This window comes from Phyllobacterium sophorae (genome assembly GCF_003010965.1).
GTDB lineage: Bacteria > Pseudomonadota > Alphaproteobacteria > Rhizobiales > Rhizobiaceae > Phyllobacterium > Phyllobacterium sophorae.
The window spans coordinates 145,846-163,269 of the sequence record NZ_PGGM01000009.1 but is presented as its reverse complement, the minus strand read 5'-3'; the positions used below and the strand labels follow the sequence as shown (position 1 = coordinate 163,269).

22 protein-coding genes are annotated in these 17,424 nt (G+C 55.6%); 7 read left to right on the top strand and 15 right to left on the bottom strand.

Going from position 1 to position 17,424, the window contains the following annotated elements; translation table 11 throughout:
- The first annotated feature begins 21 nt into the window (after positions 1-21).
- Genes CU103_RS19160 through CU103_RS19140 form a run of 5 tightly spaced genes read left to right on the top strand, consistent with a single transcriptional unit; the run spans position 22 to position 3,864 of the window.
- Positions 22-996, top strand: a complete 975-nt coding sequence (locus CU103_RS19160) for a YVTN family beta-propeller repeat protein (protein WP_106665643.1) — start codon at positions 22-24, stop codon at positions 994-996.
- Between the two features lie 28 nt (positions 997-1,024).
- Positions 1,025-1,522: a cupredoxin domain-containing protein gene (locus CU103_RS19155; protein ID WP_106665642.1), complete on the top strand. Its 498-nt coding sequence runs from the start codon at positions 1,025-1,027 to the stop codon at positions 1,520-1,522.
- 46 nt (positions 1,523-1,568) lie between these two features.
- Positions 1,569-2,375, top strand: a complete 807-nt coding sequence (locus CU103_RS19150) for an ABC transporter ATP-binding protein (protein ID WP_106665641.1) — start codon at positions 1,569-1,571, stop codon at positions 2,373-2,375.
- Positions 2,372-3,238 carry an ABC transporter permease gene (locus CU103_RS19145; RefSeq protein ID WP_106665640.1) on the top strand — a complete coding sequence of 289 codons (867 nt, stop codon included), beginning with the start codon at positions 2,372-2,374 and terminating at the stop codon, positions 3,236-3,238. Before CU103_RS19150 ends, CU103_RS19145 begins: the two co-directional genes overlap by 4 nt.
- Positions 3,235-3,864, top strand: a complete 630-nt coding sequence (locus tag CU103_RS19140; protein WP_106665639.1) for a hypothetical protein — start codon at positions 3,235-3,237, stop codon at positions 3,862-3,864. Before CU103_RS19145 ends, CU103_RS19140 begins: the two co-directional genes overlap by 4 nt.
- Here the strand turns inward: CU103_RS19140 and pqqE are convergent.
- From pqqE to xoxF5, 9 genes are all read right to left on the bottom strand, one after another.
- The gene (pqqE, locus tag CU103_RS19135) at positions 3,854-4,978 is read right to left on the bottom strand and encodes a pyrroloquinoline quinone biosynthesis protein PqqE (RefSeq protein WP_106665638.1); all 1,125 of its coding nucleotides are present in this window, start codon (positions 4,976-4,978) and stop codon (positions 3,854-3,856) included. The genes CU103_RS19140 and pqqE overlap by 11 nt on opposite strands.
- Complete coding sequence (gene pqqD / locus CU103_RS19130) at positions 4,975-5,274, bottom strand: pyrroloquinoline quinone biosynthesis peptide chaperone PqqD (RefSeq protein ID WP_106665637.1); 300 nt, start codon at positions 5,272-5,274, stop codon at positions 4,975-4,977. Before pqqD ends, pqqE begins: the two co-directional genes overlap by 4 nt.
- Positions 5,271-6,026 (bottom strand): pyrroloquinoline-quinone synthase PqqC, encoded by a 756-nt coding sequence (gene pqqC, locus CU103_RS19125; protein ID WP_106665636.1) that lies wholly within the window; start codon positions 6,024-6,026, stop codon positions 5,271-5,273. Before pqqC ends, pqqD begins: the two co-directional genes overlap by 4 nt.
- Positions 6,023-6,961 carry a pyrroloquinoline quinone biosynthesis protein PqqB gene (gene pqqB, locus CU103_RS19120; RefSeq protein WP_106665635.1) on the bottom strand — a complete coding sequence of 313 codons (939 nt, stop codon included), beginning with the start codon at positions 6,959-6,961 and terminating at the stop codon, positions 6,023-6,025. Before pqqB ends, pqqC begins: the two co-directional genes overlap by 4 nt.
- Positions 6,961-7,143, bottom strand: coding sequence for a hypothetical protein (locus CU103_RS31770; protein ID WP_162739814.1), 183 nt, complete (start codon positions 7,141-7,143; stop codon positions 6,961-6,963). The genes pqqB and CU103_RS31770 overlap by 1 nt, the downstream gene beginning before the upstream one ends.
- A 90-nt stretch (positions 7,144-7,233) precedes the next feature.
- Complete coding sequence (locus tag CU103_RS19110; protein ID WP_106665634.1) at positions 7,234-7,755, bottom strand: PQQ-dependent catabolism-associated CXXCW motif protein; 522 nt, start codon at positions 7,753-7,755, stop codon at positions 7,234-7,236.
- A gap of 65 nt (positions 7,756-7,820) precedes the next feature.
- A complete protein-coding gene (locus CU103_RS19105) occupies positions 7,821-8,681 on the bottom strand; it encodes a substrate-binding domain-containing protein (RefSeq protein ID WP_425350616.1) in 861 nt (286 codons plus the stop codon).
- A gap of 3 nt (positions 8,682-8,684) precedes the next feature.
- Positions 8,685-9,209 carry a c-type cytochrome, methanol metabolism-related gene (locus CU103_RS19100; protein WP_106665632.1) on the bottom strand — a complete coding sequence of 175 codons (525 nt, stop codon included), beginning with the start codon at positions 9,207-9,209 and terminating at the stop codon, positions 8,685-8,687.
- A gap of 163 nt (positions 9,210-9,372) precedes the next feature.
- Entirely contained in the window at positions 9,373-11,154 is a 1,782-nt protein-coding gene (gene xoxF5 / locus CU103_RS19095) for a lanthanide-dependent methanol dehydrogenase XoxF5 (protein WP_162707171.1), read from the bottom strand.
- Between the two features lie 500 nt (positions 11,155-11,654).
- On the opposite strand from xoxF5, the gene CU103_RS19090 reads away from it, so the two are divergent.
- On the top strand, positions 11,655-12,005 hold the full coding sequence (locus tag CU103_RS19090; protein WP_106665630.1) for a hypothetical protein: 351 nt from the start codon (positions 11,655-11,657) through the stop codon (positions 12,003-12,005).
- A 9-nt stretch (positions 12,006-12,014) separates the two neighbouring features.
- Here the strand turns inward: CU103_RS19090 and CU103_RS19085 are convergent, their stop codons facing one another.
- From CU103_RS19085 to CU103_RS19060, 6 genes are all read right to left on the bottom strand, one after another.
- Positions 12,015-12,866: a quinoprotein dehydrogenase-associated SoxYZ-like carrier gene (locus tag CU103_RS19085; RefSeq protein ID WP_245448883.1), complete on the bottom strand. Its 852-nt coding sequence runs from the start codon at positions 12,864-12,866 to the stop codon at positions 12,015-12,017.
- Between the two features lie 84 nt (positions 12,867-12,950).
- Complete coding sequence (locus CU103_RS19080) at positions 12,951-13,910, bottom strand: quinoprotein relay system zinc metallohydrolase 2 (RefSeq protein WP_106665629.1); 960 nt, start codon at positions 13,908-13,910, stop codon at positions 12,951-12,953.
- Entirely contained in the window at positions 13,907-14,665 is a 759-nt protein-coding gene (locus CU103_RS19075; RefSeq protein WP_106665628.1) for an ABC transporter ATP-binding protein, read from the bottom strand. Before CU103_RS19075 ends, CU103_RS19080 begins: the two co-directional genes overlap by 4 nt.
- On the bottom strand, positions 14,625-15,362 hold the full coding sequence (locus CU103_RS19070; protein ID WP_245448887.1) for an ABC transporter permease: 738 nt from the start codon (positions 15,360-15,362) through the stop codon (positions 14,625-14,627). The genes CU103_RS19075 and CU103_RS19070 overlap by 41 nt, the downstream gene beginning before the upstream one ends.
- Before the next feature lie 81 nt (positions 15,363-15,443).
- Positions 15,444-16,385, bottom strand: coding sequence for an ABC transporter substrate-binding protein (locus tag CU103_RS19065; protein ID WP_106665720.1), 942 nt, complete (start codon positions 16,383-16,385; stop codon positions 15,444-15,446).
- An 83-nt stretch (positions 16,386-16,468) separates the two neighbouring features.
- Entirely contained in the window at positions 16,469-16,678 is a 210-nt protein-coding gene (locus CU103_RS19060) for a hypothetical protein (RefSeq protein WP_106665627.1), read from the bottom strand.
- A 328-nt stretch (positions 16,679-17,006) separates the two neighbouring features.
- On the opposite strand from CU103_RS19060, the gene CU103_RS19055 reads away from it, so the two are divergent.
- Entirely contained in the window at positions 17,007-17,393 is a 387-nt protein-coding gene (locus tag CU103_RS19055; RefSeq protein ID WP_106665626.1) for a c-type cytochrome, read from the top strand.
- The last annotated feature ends 31 nt before the right edge of the window (positions 17,394-17,424 follow it).

Sequence of the window (17,424 nt, the reverse complement as noted above, 5' to 3'; positions counted from 1 at the left end):
CAGTGTATCGGGAGGAACAAAATGCGACGACATTCGTGCTTGCTCGCTGCGACCGTGGCGGTGCCGTTGTTTGCACAGCCCGCATGGGCAAATATGGTCTACGTCTCCAACGAGAAAGACAATACCGTCACCGTCGTCGATTCCACGACGATGGAGGTGGTCAAGACAATCGGCGTCGGCCAGCGTCCACGCGGGATCACCATCTCCCACGATGGAAAACTGCTATATGTATGTGCCAGTGACGACGACACCGTAGAGATCATCGACACCAGTACGAATGAAATCGTCGGCTCGCTTCCATCCGGTCCCGATCCGGAGCTATTTGTCCTGTCGCCAGATGGGAAGACGCTCTATATCGCCAACGAAGACGACAATCTTGTCACGGTGATCGACGTCGAGACGAAAGGCGTGATTGCGGAAATACCGGTGGGCGTGGAACCAGAAGGGATGGGCATCAGCCCCGATGGAAAAACCATGGTCAACACCTCTGAAACAACCAACATGGCGCATTTCATCGATACATCCACCCACGAAATCACCAACAATGTGCTGGTCGATTCCCGGCCACGCTTTGCCCAGTTCAAGCCGGACGGGTCGGAGGTCTGGGTCTCGGCGGAAATTGGTGGAACTGTATCAGTGATCGACAACCAGAAGCGCGAGGTGACGCACAAGATCACTTTCGAGATTCAGGGATTGCGTGCCGAGCAGATCCAACCGGTCGGGGTCCGCATCACGGCCGACGGCAAAAAGGCATACGTCGCCCTGGGTCCCGCCAACCGTGTCGCAGTCGTCAACGCCGAGACGTACGAAGTGGAGAAATACATACTGGTGGGACAGCGCGTCTGGCAGCTGGCGTTCACCCCGGACGGCAAGAGTATCATCAGCACGAACGGCCTGTCGAACGACATCACCTTCATCGACACAGCAACGGACGAACCGGTCAAGTCAGTCACAGTCGGGCAGTTGCCGTGGGGTGTGACAGTGTCGCCCAACTAAACTGAAAATACCGCAAGGGAGGAAAAATATGACGAACTGCAAATCATTCGCACTGGCCGCATTTCTCAGCATCGTGGTCGCTCAGTCATTGGCTTTTGCACAGGCGGACGACGACGATGACGATCAGGCGACGGCAAAGCCCAAAGCAGAAGCGCAGACGAAAGCGCCGGCGGTCACCCGCGCCAGCAAGAATGTGCCCGAACTCATTCTCGGTGCGAAGACAGATGATTTTGCTGTGAACCAGAAGGATTTCGAGCTGGTTGCCGGACAGGGCTACCGCTGGAAGATTACGTCCGCGGCAGGGCTGGAATACAAGTTCGTCACCGATCTCTTTCGCAATGTCTGGATGAACCAGATCGTCATAAATGATCTTGAGGTGCACATGAACGGTGCCCCGGCCTGGCTCGAATTCGACGCGCCAGGCACGATCAATGTCCAATTCACAGCAGTAAGGCCAGGCGAATATACCTGGTCGGTTCCAGACCTTGCCGACAAGGGGATGAAGGGTAAGATAACGATCAAATAGGGCGCAGGTATTCAACGGCCGTACAAGGTATCAAGGGTGGAGCACGATGAGTCCAAATGCCGGATTGAAAGACGTTCAAGGCAAGTCATTGCCGGAGGCCAGCATTCCGGCGCTTGAACTTGCATCCGTGAGCTATGCTTATGGCAAACGGCAGGCGCTGGATGACATTTCGTTTTCCATCCCGCCGGGCCGGTTCGCTGTGCTCCTCGGATTGAACGGCGCCGGGAAGACGACACTTTTCTCACTGATCAGCCATCTCTTTGCAACCCGAAAGGGCCGAATCCATGTTTTCGGCCATGAAATAAACCGCAGGCCAGGTGACGCGCTGCGGCGCCTCGGCATCGTATTTCAGGCACGAACACTTGACCTCGATCTGTCGGTGCACCAGAACCTGTCCTATCACGCGTCGCTGCACGGGATCGGGACACGGGAAGCGAACCAGCGCATTGACGAACTGCTGCAATCGATCGACATGAGCGATCGATTGCATGAGAAGGCACGCAGTCTTTCGGGCGGGCAAATCAGGCGCGTCGAGATCATCCGCGCCCTGTTGCATCAGCCATCGCTGCTGCTGCTCGACGAAGCGACCGTCGGGCTCGATATCAAGTCACGCGCTACAATCCTCGCTGACATTCGCAAGCTGGTCCACGACAATGGGATCAGCGTTCTCTGGGCGACCCATCTGATCGATGAGGTCAATCATGCCGATCAGGTCATTGTGCTGGACCGGGGTAGATTGGTAGCCAACGGCTCGGTGAACGATGTGGTCAAGGCTGCAGGCGGCACGACCATCAACGAAGCCTTTTCGCGGCTTACCGGTATTGTTGCGTTGAACCCGGGACACAGGCCATGACAGATATCACCAATACCGGCCGCATTGTTCCATCAATTGCCCGCAAGCGCTTTGGCCCGATGCAATATCTCATCTGCCTCAAGGGCATTCTCGTTCGCGAAGGTCTGCGCTACCTCAATCAGCGCGAGCGCTTCATCTCGTCGCTGGTCCGGCCACTGCTGTGGCTCTTCATCTTTGCAGCAGGATTCCGCCAGGTTCTCGGCGTTTCAATCATTCCGCCCTATCAAACCTATGTGCTCTACGAGGTCTATATCACGCCCGGTCTTTGCGGGATGATCCTGCTATTCAGCGGCATGCAATCTTCGTTGTCCATGGTTTATGACCGGGAGATGGGAAATATGCGCACACTGCTCGTTAGTCCGTTCCCGCGCTGGTTCCTGCTGATATCGAAGCTTCTGGCCGGGGTCGCCGTTTCGATTATCCAGGTCTATGCATTCCTGTTCATCGCCTGGTTCTGGGGCGTGAAGGCCCCGGTGTCCGGCTATTTCCTGACACTGCCTGCGCTCTTCCTGTCAGGGATGATGCTGGGTGCGCTCGGTATGCTACTGTCCTCCATGATCAAGCAGCTGGAAAACTTCGCCGGCATCATGAATTTCGTTATTTTCCCGATGTATTTCGCCTCTTCCGCACTATACCCGCTCTGGCGTGTGCAGGAGGCAAGCCCGCTTCTTCACAAAATCTGCCTGCTCAATCCATTCACCTATGCTGTCGAACTGGTGCGATTTGCCTTTTACGGACAGATCGAATGGACCTCGCTTGCAGTGGTCTGCGCCTTCACTTTCGTCTTTATCGCAGGCGCAATTATTGCCTACGACCCATCAAGGGGCCTCATCATCAAGAAGCAGGAGGGCGGAAACAATTGAAACGATTGCGCATCATCATTGGCACTGCGGCCGCCCTTATCCTGGCTTCATCCAACGCAACGTTTGCAGCAGCAAGCAACGACCCGAGCTGGCCATGCATCCAGCGCAAGGTACCTGAACTTTCGGTCGGCCAGGTGTGGAGCGGTCCCGACATTCCGGAGGCCGCAAAAAACTGGAATGCCGATACGAAAATCAACGAGCTTGTCGCAGAATTGGCGCCACGGCGCACCCCGTTGGACGTCGCTCAGAAGCAGATCGTTGAATATGCCACAAGCCTGCCGAAGGAGCAGTTGAATGACAAGCTTTTTCAATTGTTTCAGGGACTGTTCGAAACGCTGAACCGTGAGCGCGAACAGGTTGTTGCGGGGATTTCGCGCTATGCGGCCAAGCAGCGAGACCTTGCCGCGGACCTGCGCAAGGAAGCTTCCGCCGTCGATGCCATGCGGGCGAAACCCGATACCGATCCGGAAGAACTGGACAGGCGCGACGAGCAGCTGAAATGGGAAACGCGCATCTTCGAAGAGCGGGTACAATCGTTGACCTATGTTTGCGAAGTTCCAACGATCATCGAGCAGCGCCTCTACGGGCTATCAAAGACGATCGGCCAGTCAATGATCAAGCAATAGGCTCGGCAACCCGCCCGATGCGCCGGTAAGTGAAGGCGTCTGACGCCTCATCTGACGCCATTGTATTGATTGCTTCCTTGATCAGGGCCCCCATCCGGGCATGCAATGGAGATTTGATACAGGCCGGATCGGTGGCGGCTGCATCGCCAGCGATCGCCATGGCCTGACAGCGGCAGCCACCCCAATCGATCTCCTGACGTTCGCAGCTTCGGCACGGCTCCTGCATCCAGTCTGTTCCACGGAAGGCATTGAATGCTGACGATTCATGCCAGATCCGGCTGAGATCCCACTCGCCGAAGCGCTCAAAACTTAGCGATTTGATCGTGCCGGCCGCATGGCACGGAAGGACAGTGCCATCCGGCGCAACCATGAATGCATCGCGTGCCCAGCCACCCATGCAGGGTTTGGGATAGACGGCAAAATAGTCGGGCGTGACGAAATCGATGGTCATGATGCCGCGCAAGCGCTCCTGCGCCTCCTCGACGATCTCAACCTGCCGCTCGACTGCTTCCCGCTCCGGCATCAGTGCCTTGCGATTGAGGAGCGCCCAACCCGCGTACTGCACATTGGCGATTTCCAGCCGCTCGGCGTCCAGGGAGAGCGCCAGCTCGATGAAGTCCGGCACTTCCTCCATATTGTGGCGATGGATGGGTGCATTGATCGTCAGCGGTAATCCGGCTTTCCGGATGCGCCTGGCAGTATCGAGCTTTTTCTCATGCGCGCCGCGAGAATTGCCGATCTTTTCCGTTGTCGCGGCAAAGGCACCCTGAAAACTGAGTTGAACATGATCAAGCCCGGCCTCGGCGAAGGCTTCGATTCGGCCCTCGGCAATTCCAACGCCCGCTGTTATGAGATTGGTATAGACACCGCGCCGGGCAAGACTGGCAATCAGCTCGGCAAGATCGGTTCGCAAGGTTGGTTCGCCGCCGGAAAGGTGAACCTGCAGGACACCCAGATCTGCTGCCTGCTCGAACAGGGAAATCCAGCCTTGCGTATCCATTTCCCGGTTGGCTTTCAGGAGTTCGACGGGATTGGAGCAATAAGCGCATTGCAGCGGGCAGCGATGTGTCAACTCAGCCAGCATGCCGATCGGAGGCAGGACAGGTTCCGTCATAGCGTCACCAGAAACTTGTCGGACCATTCCTGGAGAAAGCCGGTCACATCCGGCGCAATCTCCGCTTCGTCCGCTCCATATTGGTCACCAAGCAGGACAATCATCTGCGCCACGCTGTGCCGGCCGTCGCAGAGCCGCAGAATGTCGAGACTGACTTCATTGGGCCAGAACACCCGCTCTGGCGACAAGAGCGCCCACGCTGTGCGCACCTTATCATATTGGAGCCGCACATGCCGCTTCAAAACCGGCTTCGAGTGCATCGACAGAACTGTGCGAACGCGGGTTGTCTCGATCATGCCGCCTCCGGGTCAAAGGCACCGGGCGGAATATTGCCCTTCTCACCATACGCATGCGCAAGGGCGTCCAGCATGGCCCACAGCACGTCGCACTTGAAAACCAACGCATCGATCACCGCCTGCTGTTTTTCAGGCGTGCCTGCATGTTTCATCACATAGGCCAGCGCAAAGTCGGAATCGCGCGATGCCTGCGCGGGGCGCTTGTCAAAATAGGCGAGAATATCTTTGGTGACATAATCATATTTCGCCAGCATGGCTGGAACTCGCTCGCCGATGATAACCGGTGAGAACAATTCCGTCAGTGACGATGCGACGGCCTCGAGCAGGGTTCGATTGGTACAGAAGGATAGATAGGCACCGACCGCAAAACGCGTGGCGGGCAGCGCGAGCTTTTCACTCTTGACCAGATCGGCATCGAGGCCAAGGCCCGTCGCCAGCTTCAGCCATCGGGCGATTCCGCCGCTCCAGCCATCACTGCCATCATGATCTTCTACCCGCTTGCGCCATTCTGCGCGAAATTCCGGGTTCTCGGATCGCGCGATGATCATCGCATCCTTGCGCGGAATGACCGACTGGTAGCAATAGCGGTTGAGTGCCCAGGCCTGCATCTGCGCTTTCGTCAAAGCACCACTCATCATCTGGTGATGGAATGGATGCCGGTTATGGTAACGGGCAGCACCCACTTCACGCAGGACCGCCTCAAGTCCCGCCGGAGACAACCCGTCTCGTGCCGCATCGCTAAATTCGTTCAAAGCCGCACCTCCATACCATCATAGGCAACTTCCCATCCCGCCTCATTTACTGCCGCATGTTCAGGCGAGATTTCATCGAGGATCGGGTTGGTATTGTTGATATGCACATAGATCCGCCGCTTGATGCCAATATCCGCGAGGGAAACCATCGAACCGTCCTCGCCGGAAATATGCAAATGCCCCATTCGCGCTCCGGTCTTCGCCCCCACTCCCGCCGCAATCATTTCGTCATCGGTGAAGACTGTTCCGTCGAATAGAAGGCAATCGGCACCGGACAGGCGTTCCTTCAGGGAGTGGTCAATAAGGGCGCAACCGGGAATATAGAAGGCCGCGCGTTCGTCGATGCGCGAGGAAATGCGCAGGCCAATCGTATCACCCTCCTGCGTGCCATAACCGTCGGCGGCTTTTGTCTGGTCTTCAAGAAACAGCGCAACCTTGCCCGGAACGGCAAACGTCTCAACCGCGATGCCAGTCGGCTCGCCATTCACATTCAAAATATCGGTCGTTGCGCCGAGCACGAGCTCACGCCGCTGGACGATTGAACGGTCGAGCACGTTGAATATGGAATTGGCGTCGAGAACCTGCAGCACACGGCGCGTCGCATAGATCGCGAACGGCTCGCGCTCGCGCAAGCTGAGTAACCCCGCGATATGATCAACATCGGCATTGGTCAAAATAACCGCCCGGATCGGGGTACCACGCAGCGGACCGGCAACCAGTGGTTGAAGCTCCGGCGTTGCCGCGATCTGCTGGCGGATATCCGGCGAGGCATTGAACAACACCCAGTCACTCCCGTTTGCGCAGGCGGCAAGGCTGGATTGGGTCCGGGGCCGAACATGTGCTTCGCCACTCCTCGCGCCACGGCTCAATCGATAATTGCAATTCCACTGTGGAAATCCACCCCCTGCCGCGGAGCCGATGATTTTCAATCGCATTACGGGCAAATTTCCTTAAGCCGGAAGCCATTATCCAGCGTCATGATCAAATCCAAGTCGCCCCACGCAATCAGATCGCGCAGGGCGATGGTTGGAGTTACTTCTTTGCTTTCAATTCGGCTGGCAGGTAACGGGAAAGTTCCATCCCTGCAGCAACCTGGCACATGGTAGGCTTTGTCCATGTTTTCTTCATGCTTTCCTCCTTCTCAATCAAAGATCAGCGACTGATCTTTCTCTCCGGCATCATACGCCACCTTGGCGCAGGATTCGAATTAGTACGGTGCACTTCTTTGTGTAGGCTGCTTCGCCGCCACCCATCCATCGGTGCCCAAAGGGTACCAGAAGACTGACCGGTATCCCCACTCTACGGCCCGTTTGGCAGCATTCCAGGACATCCAGCAACTCGCCATACAGTAAAAAAGCACCTTTCGATTCATGTCGTCTCCCAATCGAGACTTCAGGCCCTTACGGAAGTAGGCTTCCGTCTCCTTGTTTATGACTCCGTATCCGACATTGGGGAGCCAGATACTTTCGGGAATATTCTCCCGTATTTTTTCCTTCCAGATCGTTCCGGCCGGAAGATTTGCCGGCTTAGGATCGTGGGGAAGGACATCGACAAACACCGCCGACCTGTCTTTCCAAAGGGCAATAGTCTCACTTGTGGTGACAACCGTCGCTCCTTTCAACGTCGCAGGAACCGGGGCACGGTAGTTCTCGGTCCTGTATCCTTCGGGCTCCGGCACAGTCTCAGTCGCTAACGCTGCAGTCGTCATCATGACGAGCAAAACAGCCATTGTGCTAAAACAATTCCAAACCCGTTTTCTCACGTTACTCCCTGTCCACGGTCCTAAATGCCCAGCTATTGCGTAATCGGCTTGTTATTCTCGTCGATCAGCGGAACCTGGTAATCGAGCAATATCCTATTGATCTCCACCTGGTTCTCCCTGATGACCTTGTTCAGTGTGCGTTTCCATTCCTGATCAGAGGGCCGCACGCCCATGGTAATGCGGTACGCCATATGCCCGGTCTTTTCCTTGACCAAAGGAACCACGGTCAGATCCGGATCGATCTCCTTGGCGTAATATCCGGCCATCGGCCCCCAAAGTATGGCAACAGCAATGTCCCCCTTCTTGAGTTCCTTGATCATGGCTTCCCCAACGGACGGCGCAAGACGCGTGTCGACCATGAGCGGATAGGGATGGACATTGCGCATGTAGCCGGCTTTGGCCAGATTGGCTGACGGCGGCGTTCCGGCGACGACCCCGATTTTCTTGTCTGCCAACTTGCTATCCTCGATCGTGTCCACACCATCAAGGCCACTGTTTTTCTTGTAGATCATTACGTAGGTCGAGCGGTAATAGGCATTGGTGTTCTGGACGAGTTCGTCGCCTTGCGCGTACCCCATGATGACATCACAGCGGTTCGCCCGCAGCGTATTGCGCACAAATCCCGTCGACATCGGATACCATGTATAGGCTACCGATTTGCGTCCGGTCTTTGCCGCCACCAGGTCGGCCAGCTTGTTTTCGAAGCCTTTGCGGCTCTCGTCCGAGAATGGCATATTGGAGGGGTCCGCGCATACCCGCAGGACGTCCGGATCGACCAGTTCACCCGCAGCTCCCAGACCTGCACCTTGAGCAAAGGCACCGGACGATCCGCCGATCGCCGCCGCCATGAGGCCGCCGGCAGTCCATTTCATCAATGGTCGCGCATATCGCATCGTTTATCCGCCCATACAGGAAGCTTCTGCCTCTTTGGCCGCAGGTGGCTTGTCCTCGTGTTTCGCTGGTCGCCCACGCGGCAGATCGCCCACGGCGCGCGCGCGAAGATAGACGTAAAGATCATCCATATAGCAGTAGACGTTCTTGTTGTTGCCAAATGCCGGCATGACGTTTTCCTTGCCAGCGCTCAAGTTCTTGCGGCCTTCCGCAACGATTGAAAGAAAGTCAGCGTAGGTCATCGTCTTTAGCGAGTTGGCAAGGGCCGGTGCAAAGGATGAACCCGCACCATCGGCGCCATGACAGACAAAACAATCTGAATTGAACCGGCGAAAGCCGCTATAGGTATACCAATCGACTGTACCGTCCTCTTGTATCTTGAAGGTGGGATTTCCATCCTTGTCGGCATATTTGCCGTTCTCGTCGGAAGCAACCGCGGCAGCGGCCTTATCATCGGCGTAAGCGCTTCCCAGGCTTGCAACAAGCGCAAGACCGGCAGTAACGGCAAGCAATGTCATTCGAATAGGCATACGGGAACCTCATATTCCAACTCACCAACCCGGCACCTTTCAGCACGCGTTCGGCGGTCGTGATTAATCGTCTGATTTTGGCGGCACGAGGGGCCCGGCCGGTTTAACCGGGCGCCCTCCCTTCAAAGCTTGAATCCGCAAGCTTGTGTCCGCTTCGTTCCTATCAATCAGGAACGGTAAATACGGTCAGTTGACCGCCCAAGGCCGTGTAATCGGAAAGAGCGGCATAACCACCGACCGCGCCAAGGCCTTCATTCGGCTTCGTCAAACCAGCGGCAAGACCAATACCAGCCCATCCGCCAACACCTGACAGAACGGCAACATACTGTTTGCCCTTATGCTCGTATGTCGTGACGTTACCGATGATGCCGGACGGTGTCTTGAACTTGTAAAGTTCCTTGCCATCCTTATCGACCGCTTTCAGGTAGCCTTCGAGCGTTCCGTAGAAGATCACGTCGCCGTCAGTTGCGAGAGCGCCTGACCAGACCGAGAACTGTTCCGGTTTGGACCAGACAATTTCGCCCTTCGCGGCATCCCAGGCGATGAAGTTACCCATGCCGCCATGGCTGTTGGGAGCCGGATACATGGAAAGCGTTGCGCCGACATAAGGCTGTCCGGCCGTATAGCTTACCTTGTAGGGCTCATAGTCCATGCAGACATGGTTTGTTGGAACATAGAAGAGCTTGGTCTTTGGCGAATAGGTAGCCGGCTGCTGGTCCTTGGTACCAAGAGCCGCCGGGCAGATGCCCGTCGTGTTCACGTCTTCGCCTTGTACCTGAGTCGAGTATTTATCCACGACCTTCGGACGTCCGTAGGTCTTGCTGTCCTTGTTCATGTCGACTTCCGTCGCCCAGTTGACTGCCGGATCGTATTTCTTCGCGACCAGAAGTTCACCGGTTGCACGATCCATCGTATAAGCAAAGCCGTTACGGTCGAAGTGCACGAGGGCATCATGGGCCTTGCCATCGACCTCAACGCCATCCACGAGAATCATCTCATTGATACCGTCATAGTCCCACTCGTCATGCGGGGTCATCTGGTAGAGCCATTTCGCCATGCCTGTGTCGGCATCACGGGCCATGATGGTCATGGACCACTTGTTATCTCCTGGACGCTGACTTGGGTTCCAGGTCGATGGATTGCCGGTGCCGTAGTAGATCAGGTTCAGCTTGGGATCGTACGAATACCAACCCCAGGTTGTTCCACCACCGGTTTTCCACTGATCACCTTCCCAGGTGTTCGTACCGGAATCCGCTCCAACCGGCTTGCCGAGGTGAGTGGTCTTTTCCGGATCGATCAATGTTTCCTTGTCGGAACCCATCGACCATGCACGCCACGCCTGCTTGCCGTCCTTGATGTTATAAGCGGTCAACGCGCCACGAACGCCAAACTCACCGCCGGAAATGCCGACAATGACCTTGTCTTTCACGACCATCGGCGCAGAGGTTCCAGATTCACCCTTGCTCCCGTCAGCTGCTTCGGCGTTTTTGGCAGACCATTCAACTTTGCCTGTCTTTGCGTCGAGGGCGACAAGTGTGGCATCGGCCTGGTAGAGGAAGATCTTCCCGTCACCATACGCGACGCCGCGATTGACAGTGTCGCAGCACATGATGGGAATGACGTTCGCATCCTGCTTGGGCTCATACTTCCAGAGGATCTTGCCGTCATTGTTCAGATCAAGCGCATAGACCATATTAGGATACGGCGTATGGACATACATTACATCGCCTATGATGAGCGGGCCTCCTTCATGGCCGCGCAGCACGCCTGTCGAAAACGTCCAGGCGACCTGGAGGTTCTTGACGTTATCCTTGGTGATCTTGTTGAGTTTCGAGTACCGGGTGTTGGCATAATCGCCAGTTTGAATAGCCCAGTTCTTGGAATCAGAAATCAAGCCCTGCAGGTCGTCATTGGCAAAAGCTCCTCCCGCCAATGAGAACGACATGGCCGTCGTAGCCAATGCAATTCCAATTAATTTCTTGTGTACACGCATTATGAGTCCTCCCTAAGTTCACTTTAATGAACCATCGGACGGCGCCGTTTTAAAAGACGGCTCCGCTCCATTAGCTCACGCAAATGGGAAGTATTTCCGGCAGCGTGTCACGACCTAAGCCAGGCGCGCAGAGGGCACCGTTACTGCCCACCCCGCTTGGCCTACGAAGACTGTCACCACTCCCTTGACGGTAACGTCCTTGAAGCCGGAAACAAGTGGACGATAGGAGAAACATTTGCATTACGCAAGCACGATTATGAATTTATATTTGCTGCACTGCAATAGACTGATATCGCAGCGCAGTAAGCAATCGGTTTAATTGGCATATTCTGTCAAACACGCCTGTCATAAAATTTGATACTTGAATCTGCGTTAATGTTTTCCGTTGAATATTATTTTTTGCTATCTACTTAAAAAATGTATATTTTAACTGAGCCAAAGCGAGATATCTCATGACCGCGCTAAAAATCGTGACAGCTGCCTTGTTAGCATTTGCAGCAATTGCGGCCTCATCTCCTGCAAAAGCTGCGTCAGATTACCCCACTTCGACGCTCGCGGAATACGTCTACGGATGCATGAAAGCCAATGGCGAAACCCGTGACATACTGCAAAGATGCTCGTGTTCGATCGACGTCATTGCATCCGTCGTGACCTATGAACATTATGTGGAGGCAGAGACGTTCAAGCAAATGGGGCAGGTGCCCGGAGAAAACGGTACGCTCTTCCGGGAGAGCGCTCCGGCGAAGGCGGCCACGACAGAGCTGAAGCGTGCCCAAGCCGAAGCGGATATCCGGTGCTTCTAGGATGAGACTTTACAGGCTCGATGATTGCAGCGGCCATTCGTCCTGAAATTTCTTGCCTTCTGTATCCGCTGCCTCGACCTTGACGTCCTCACCGGGTTTTGCGTCGAACTCGAAGCGGAAGTTTGGATCTTCGGAGATCGATATTCCACCCTCCATTGACATGATCAGGCGATCGCCTTGCGATACCGTAAGCCCTTGAATGAAGTGCGCGGGGATGTAGTAGCGGGTAAGCTGGTCCATCTGCAGTCCCGAATTGTTGGGATGACGTATCATCAATTGCATTTCGGTTGCGCGCGTCATCGGCTCAGTTCCAGGCGCATTGGATGCAAACACGCGCAGCTTCATTTTTCCAAGCGAAGCCATCGCCTCATCCTGATTTTTCAGCGCTGGTGCCGAACATCCTCCCGATGCCTTGACGAAAGTCTCGGTCATATGAAGCTTGCCGTCTTCAGTCTCCGCTATCGCTCTGACATAGGAATAGGCATTGACCCGCAGCCGTGTAGCGAGATGGGTGACACCCGCATCCTTCCCAAATTTGAATACAGCGGCGACGGGGGATGGGTTTTCATCAACGATGAGGGTTACGGCCTTGATCCGCCCAGTGGCAGCGTCCGTCTTGAAGCGCAAATCGACGGGCACGAGCGCCGCGTCTTCCGCGCGCTTGGGAGCAGCAATAGTGACAAGTCCATTGGCCGGCCCAATGACCTTCTGACCGAAAACGTCACCCTTCAAACTATTCCAGACGGTGCTTTCCGCAACACTCGTGCCCTGAGCATCCGCGGCCAAGGGAACCGCAGTTGCGATCAGTGTTGAAAAGACAACCGCCATGACCCGGTTGCGTCGGTTTACTGAAACGATCATATACGTTGCCTCCACCAGATAATTGGCGGTGCCCGGCCTTCGGAAAGTATATCACTTCGCGCATTGATCTGGCAAACTGCGCGATCATTCCCATTCAAGCTCGGCGAAAGCCGCAGTGGCATTGCGCTCATTGTATTCATCGAAGAGGCGCCAGCTTCCCCGCTCGCTTTGTGCCGCCGTTTTGACGGCTTCTGCCATAGGCACGCCGTCGGCAATTGCCTTGCGGATGTCGCGCGCCAGGACCTCAAAGTAGCGCTCTTCCCGATCGAGTGCTTCCGGCCATTTTGACGGCACCGGCCCATGTCCCGGAACAGCGAGATTCGCCTTGAACGCTTTCAGGTCTCCGAGTTGATCAATCCAACCCCGAAGCGACCCGTCCATCGTGGGGAGATGATCAACGAAACAAAGATCCCCGGTAAAGAACGTTCCGGACTGTTGATCGAAAACGGTCAGGTCGTTGTCCGTATGGGCGGTTTTCCAGGCCTTCAAGGCCAAATGGCGGCCGCCGAGATCAAGCTGTTCTTCGTCTGTGATCAGTTTGGTGGGAGGCACGATCCGAATGTCGGCCATCAATGCGCCGCCCATGCTGTCGCGATAGCTCTGCAGGTAGTAATCGCCGCGGCTCGCAAGGGCACGCGGCAAGTTGCGATGCCCGACGACAACCGTCTCAGCATCGCTGAAAGCAGCGTTACCGAATATATGATCGGGATGCATGTGTGTGTTGATGAGATAACGGACGGGTCTGTCTGTAACGGCACGGATGGCTGCAATCAGCGCCCGGCCTTCGGCCACACTTCCCCCGCTGTCGATTACGGCAACGGCGTCAGTGCCAACCACAAAACCAACGTTGCAGATCTCGCCTTCATTCTCGGCATTCATCATTTCGGGCAGGCCCGCAAAGGCAAAGACCCCACCTGCAATCTCCGTAACGGGCAAAACCGCGCTATGCGCGGATTGGGATTGCGCAAACCGTATATGCGACATCCCGCAACACGCAAAGAAAGCTCCGGTTTTAAGGACACTGCGCCGTGTCGGTCTGTTCATGACAAGTTCCTGATACCTGCGAATTTCTCGTTGAACGAGCGAAGGAGATCAGCCTTGACCTGTTCGTTGCGATATTGGCGCGGCAGGCGGATGTCAAAGGTGCCGAGAACATGGGCCGGGCGATCCGACAATACAATGATGCGATCCGACAGCATGATCGCTTCCTGCAGATTGTGCGTCACCATCAAGGCCGTGGTCGGGCGTTCGGACCATACAAACAGGAGCAAATGCCTCAGCTGCTGCGCTGTTGGCTCGTCAAGCGAAACAAAAGGTTCATCAAGCAAAAGGATATCCGGTTCAATTGCCAGCGCCCGTGCGATCGCCGCCCGGCGTGCAAGGCCAAGCGAGAGCTCCGCCGGGTAGAAGCTGCGCATATTGGACAAGCCCAACTGCGCGAAGAGCGCATCAAGATTTGCGCCTCGCAATTCCTTGGGCAGCGCCAGCCGCACATTCTGCTCGACCGTTCGCCAAGGCAGAAGCATCGGTTCCTGGAACACGGTCCCCATACGCGCCTGCGACTTGCCCGGCAGTTGAACAGAGCCGCGGTAGTCCTGATCAAGGCCAAGCAGTATGCGCAGCGTCGTCGTCTTGCCGCATCCGGAAGGACCGAGGATGCAGGCGAATTCATTCTCCTCGACCTCGAAACGCAGTTGACGCAATACCTGGATCGTTGCGCCATTGGACGAGCGAAACGATTTTTCCTCGATATTGACCTTAAGCCGCGCGGCGGCGCCAGCGAGTGGATGTGTGTTCAAGAGGCTGCACCACGACAAGTTCTATGAAAAGCATCACGGCGACGAAGGCCAGTGTATAGGCCAGGATCGCCGCGACATCGAAAAGCTGGAAAAACAGATTTATCTGGAAGCCTATGCCATTCGAGCGGCCGAGGAGTTCCACCACCAGCACGATCTTCCAGATAAGCGAAACGCCTGAGCGGGAAGCGGCCGCGATGAATGGCTGCAATTGCGGCAGGAGAACATGCCGCAATTGGTCTAATGCACCAAAGCGATAGACTTTTGCCATTTCCGCATAGCGGGCATCAAGCGCTCGTGTTCCTTCTCGCATCGTAACGACGACATTGGGAATCTTGTTGACCGCAACCGCACCAATGGCTGCAGCCTCGTTCAGGCCGAACCAAATATAGGCGAGCACGATAATCACCAGCGCCGGTATATTCAGAAACAGGATAAGCCAGGGGTTGAAGAACTGATCGGCGCGCCGATGGCTGCCGAGCAGCACACCGATCACCGAACCAATAATCATTGCCAGGAAAAAGGCGGCTGCAACACGCCACAGGGTAATGGCCAGATGATAGGGCAGATCGCCGCTCGCAGTTTCGCTGAGGAAAGTCTGCAACACAAGCAATGGTGCCGGAAAAGACCGGCTTGGCCATAGCGTCGCCGCTACATGCCAGGCGACGAGGAGCACTGCAAAAGACAGCACGATCATCAGCGATGAATTCCATCGGCGCACCCCGTCTGCGGGCTCGCTGTTGTTCAGAGTCTGTCCGGTCTCAGTGGCCACTGGCCCCATTTATTCTTCCTTCCAGAACGTGCCGGGAGCAAGTGTCGTGGCGGGGCCGACAAGCCGTTGGCCTCCAAGTTCAGCGAGAATCGCATAGAGTTTCGCCGCATCAGCCTCTTCTTCCTCGGCAGTACCTTTGGGGATTCCCTCCCGGTAGCGGTCGCGCAACACGTCCAGTTCGCGACCCTCAGCTTTGATGACGGGTGACAGACGCTGCCAGTCCTCATCGGATCGTGCGAGCAGCGCCTTCGCCTCCCGGCTGGCGCCGATGAAGCCGGAGATAGCTTGCGGGTGCGCTTTTGCCCATTTCTCATGGAAAATATAGCCAATGGCGGATGCGGTACCCGATGCGCCTAGCGCCTTGGCAGCATCGTTTGTCCCGATCAATCGGTGGAAGCCGTTGGCCTCCAATCTTGCGCAAAAATTCCAGAAATTCAGAACCGCATCAAGTTCATCCTGCTGCGCCTTTTCGGCAAGCAGCGGCGGTGCGCCATAGACGATCTCGTTTTGCGTGGCCAGATCAACTGAAAGCTGTTTCTTGGCGAGCCCCTGCAAAAGCAGCCAGCTTTTATCGAGAGGTCCGCCGGCAATACCGATCTTTTTGCCCTTCAGATCGGCAAGCCCTTTCAACGGAGACCCGTCGCGAACCATCAACGCACCGACAGAGCTGGAATACGGGACGAACGTCAGATCTTCGCCCGAAGCGCGCTGACGGGACACCCACAGCCAGTCGCTCACAATGATATCGACGTCACCAGCCATCATCGCGACGTTGGTCGCATCCTCACTGGCGAAGAAACGGATATCGATGTTCACACCATGTTTCTCATCCAGCTTATGATGTTTGATCGTGTCGAGTTCCCAGTTCACAGTGCCAAACTTGAGAACGCCAACCCGAATTGTTTCAGCAGCAAAGCTCGCGCAGATGCCAAGGCCGCCAAAAGCCAGCATGAACAAGAACAAGAAGCGAAAGAGGCGTTGATATATTCCTGTCACGATGCCCTCCCAGACAGATCGTTGCGCATACCTCAGATCTACAGTGTCAGCTCCGTCGCCGGATAGGCGCACTTCCAGCGGACTACCCGAACCTTTGGATGTTCTTCGGACCATTTGGCGATTTCAGTTGGTGCAAGGTACATGCAATTGAGCATACCGCCCTTGTTCTCGAAGTGCAGTCGTTCTTCCCGGCAGTTTGACGGGTTCGACACAAGACAGATCGTAAGGACGAGATCAATAACATCCAAATGGCCACCTCCAATCTACCGACCAGATCGCCTGTGATACCGTCAGCAATGAGAGCGGTATTTCCAGGAGCAATCGTCCTATTGGTTTTCTCAAGGTGCCCGAATGAGAAATATATCACTAAGGTACGGATCCCGCCTCAACACGTCAATCGTGACGAACAGGAAAACGCAATCGTGATCCTGCGGCGTTATTTCACCGGCCAAACGATTGACTTATCAGGAGCCGACGGTACCTTCTGGAAGCGTTCTAAAAGATGGTGGCGCCAATGCATGGAAAATTGGCGCCGGTCTTCGTCCAGGGCACCCTTGGCGAAAATGAGGAGATGCCATGCGTTATTCTACTGTTCTGATAAGTATGTTGGCGGCGGTTCTGTCTGTTGCTGGAGCCCGCGCCCAAGAGGCCGGTGATGCCAAGGCCGGAGAAGCCGTATTCAAGAAATGCGCCGTTTGTCACGTGGCTGATACCGACAAAAACAAAGTTGGACCGTCCTTGTTTAAAGTAATGGGCAGAACTGCGGGCACGCATCCAGGCTTTGCCTATTCACCCGCAATGAAGGCGGCAGGCGCTGCTGGTCTTGTCTGGGATACGGCGAGTTTGCGCGATTATCTGCACGATCCAAAGGCAAAGGTGAAGGGTACAAAAATGGCCTTCGCCGGTCTGAAAGACGACACGGATATCACCAATCTTGAAGCTTATCTGAACCAGTTCAAATAGCTGAAATTGCCGCCGGCTGATTGTGCCGGCG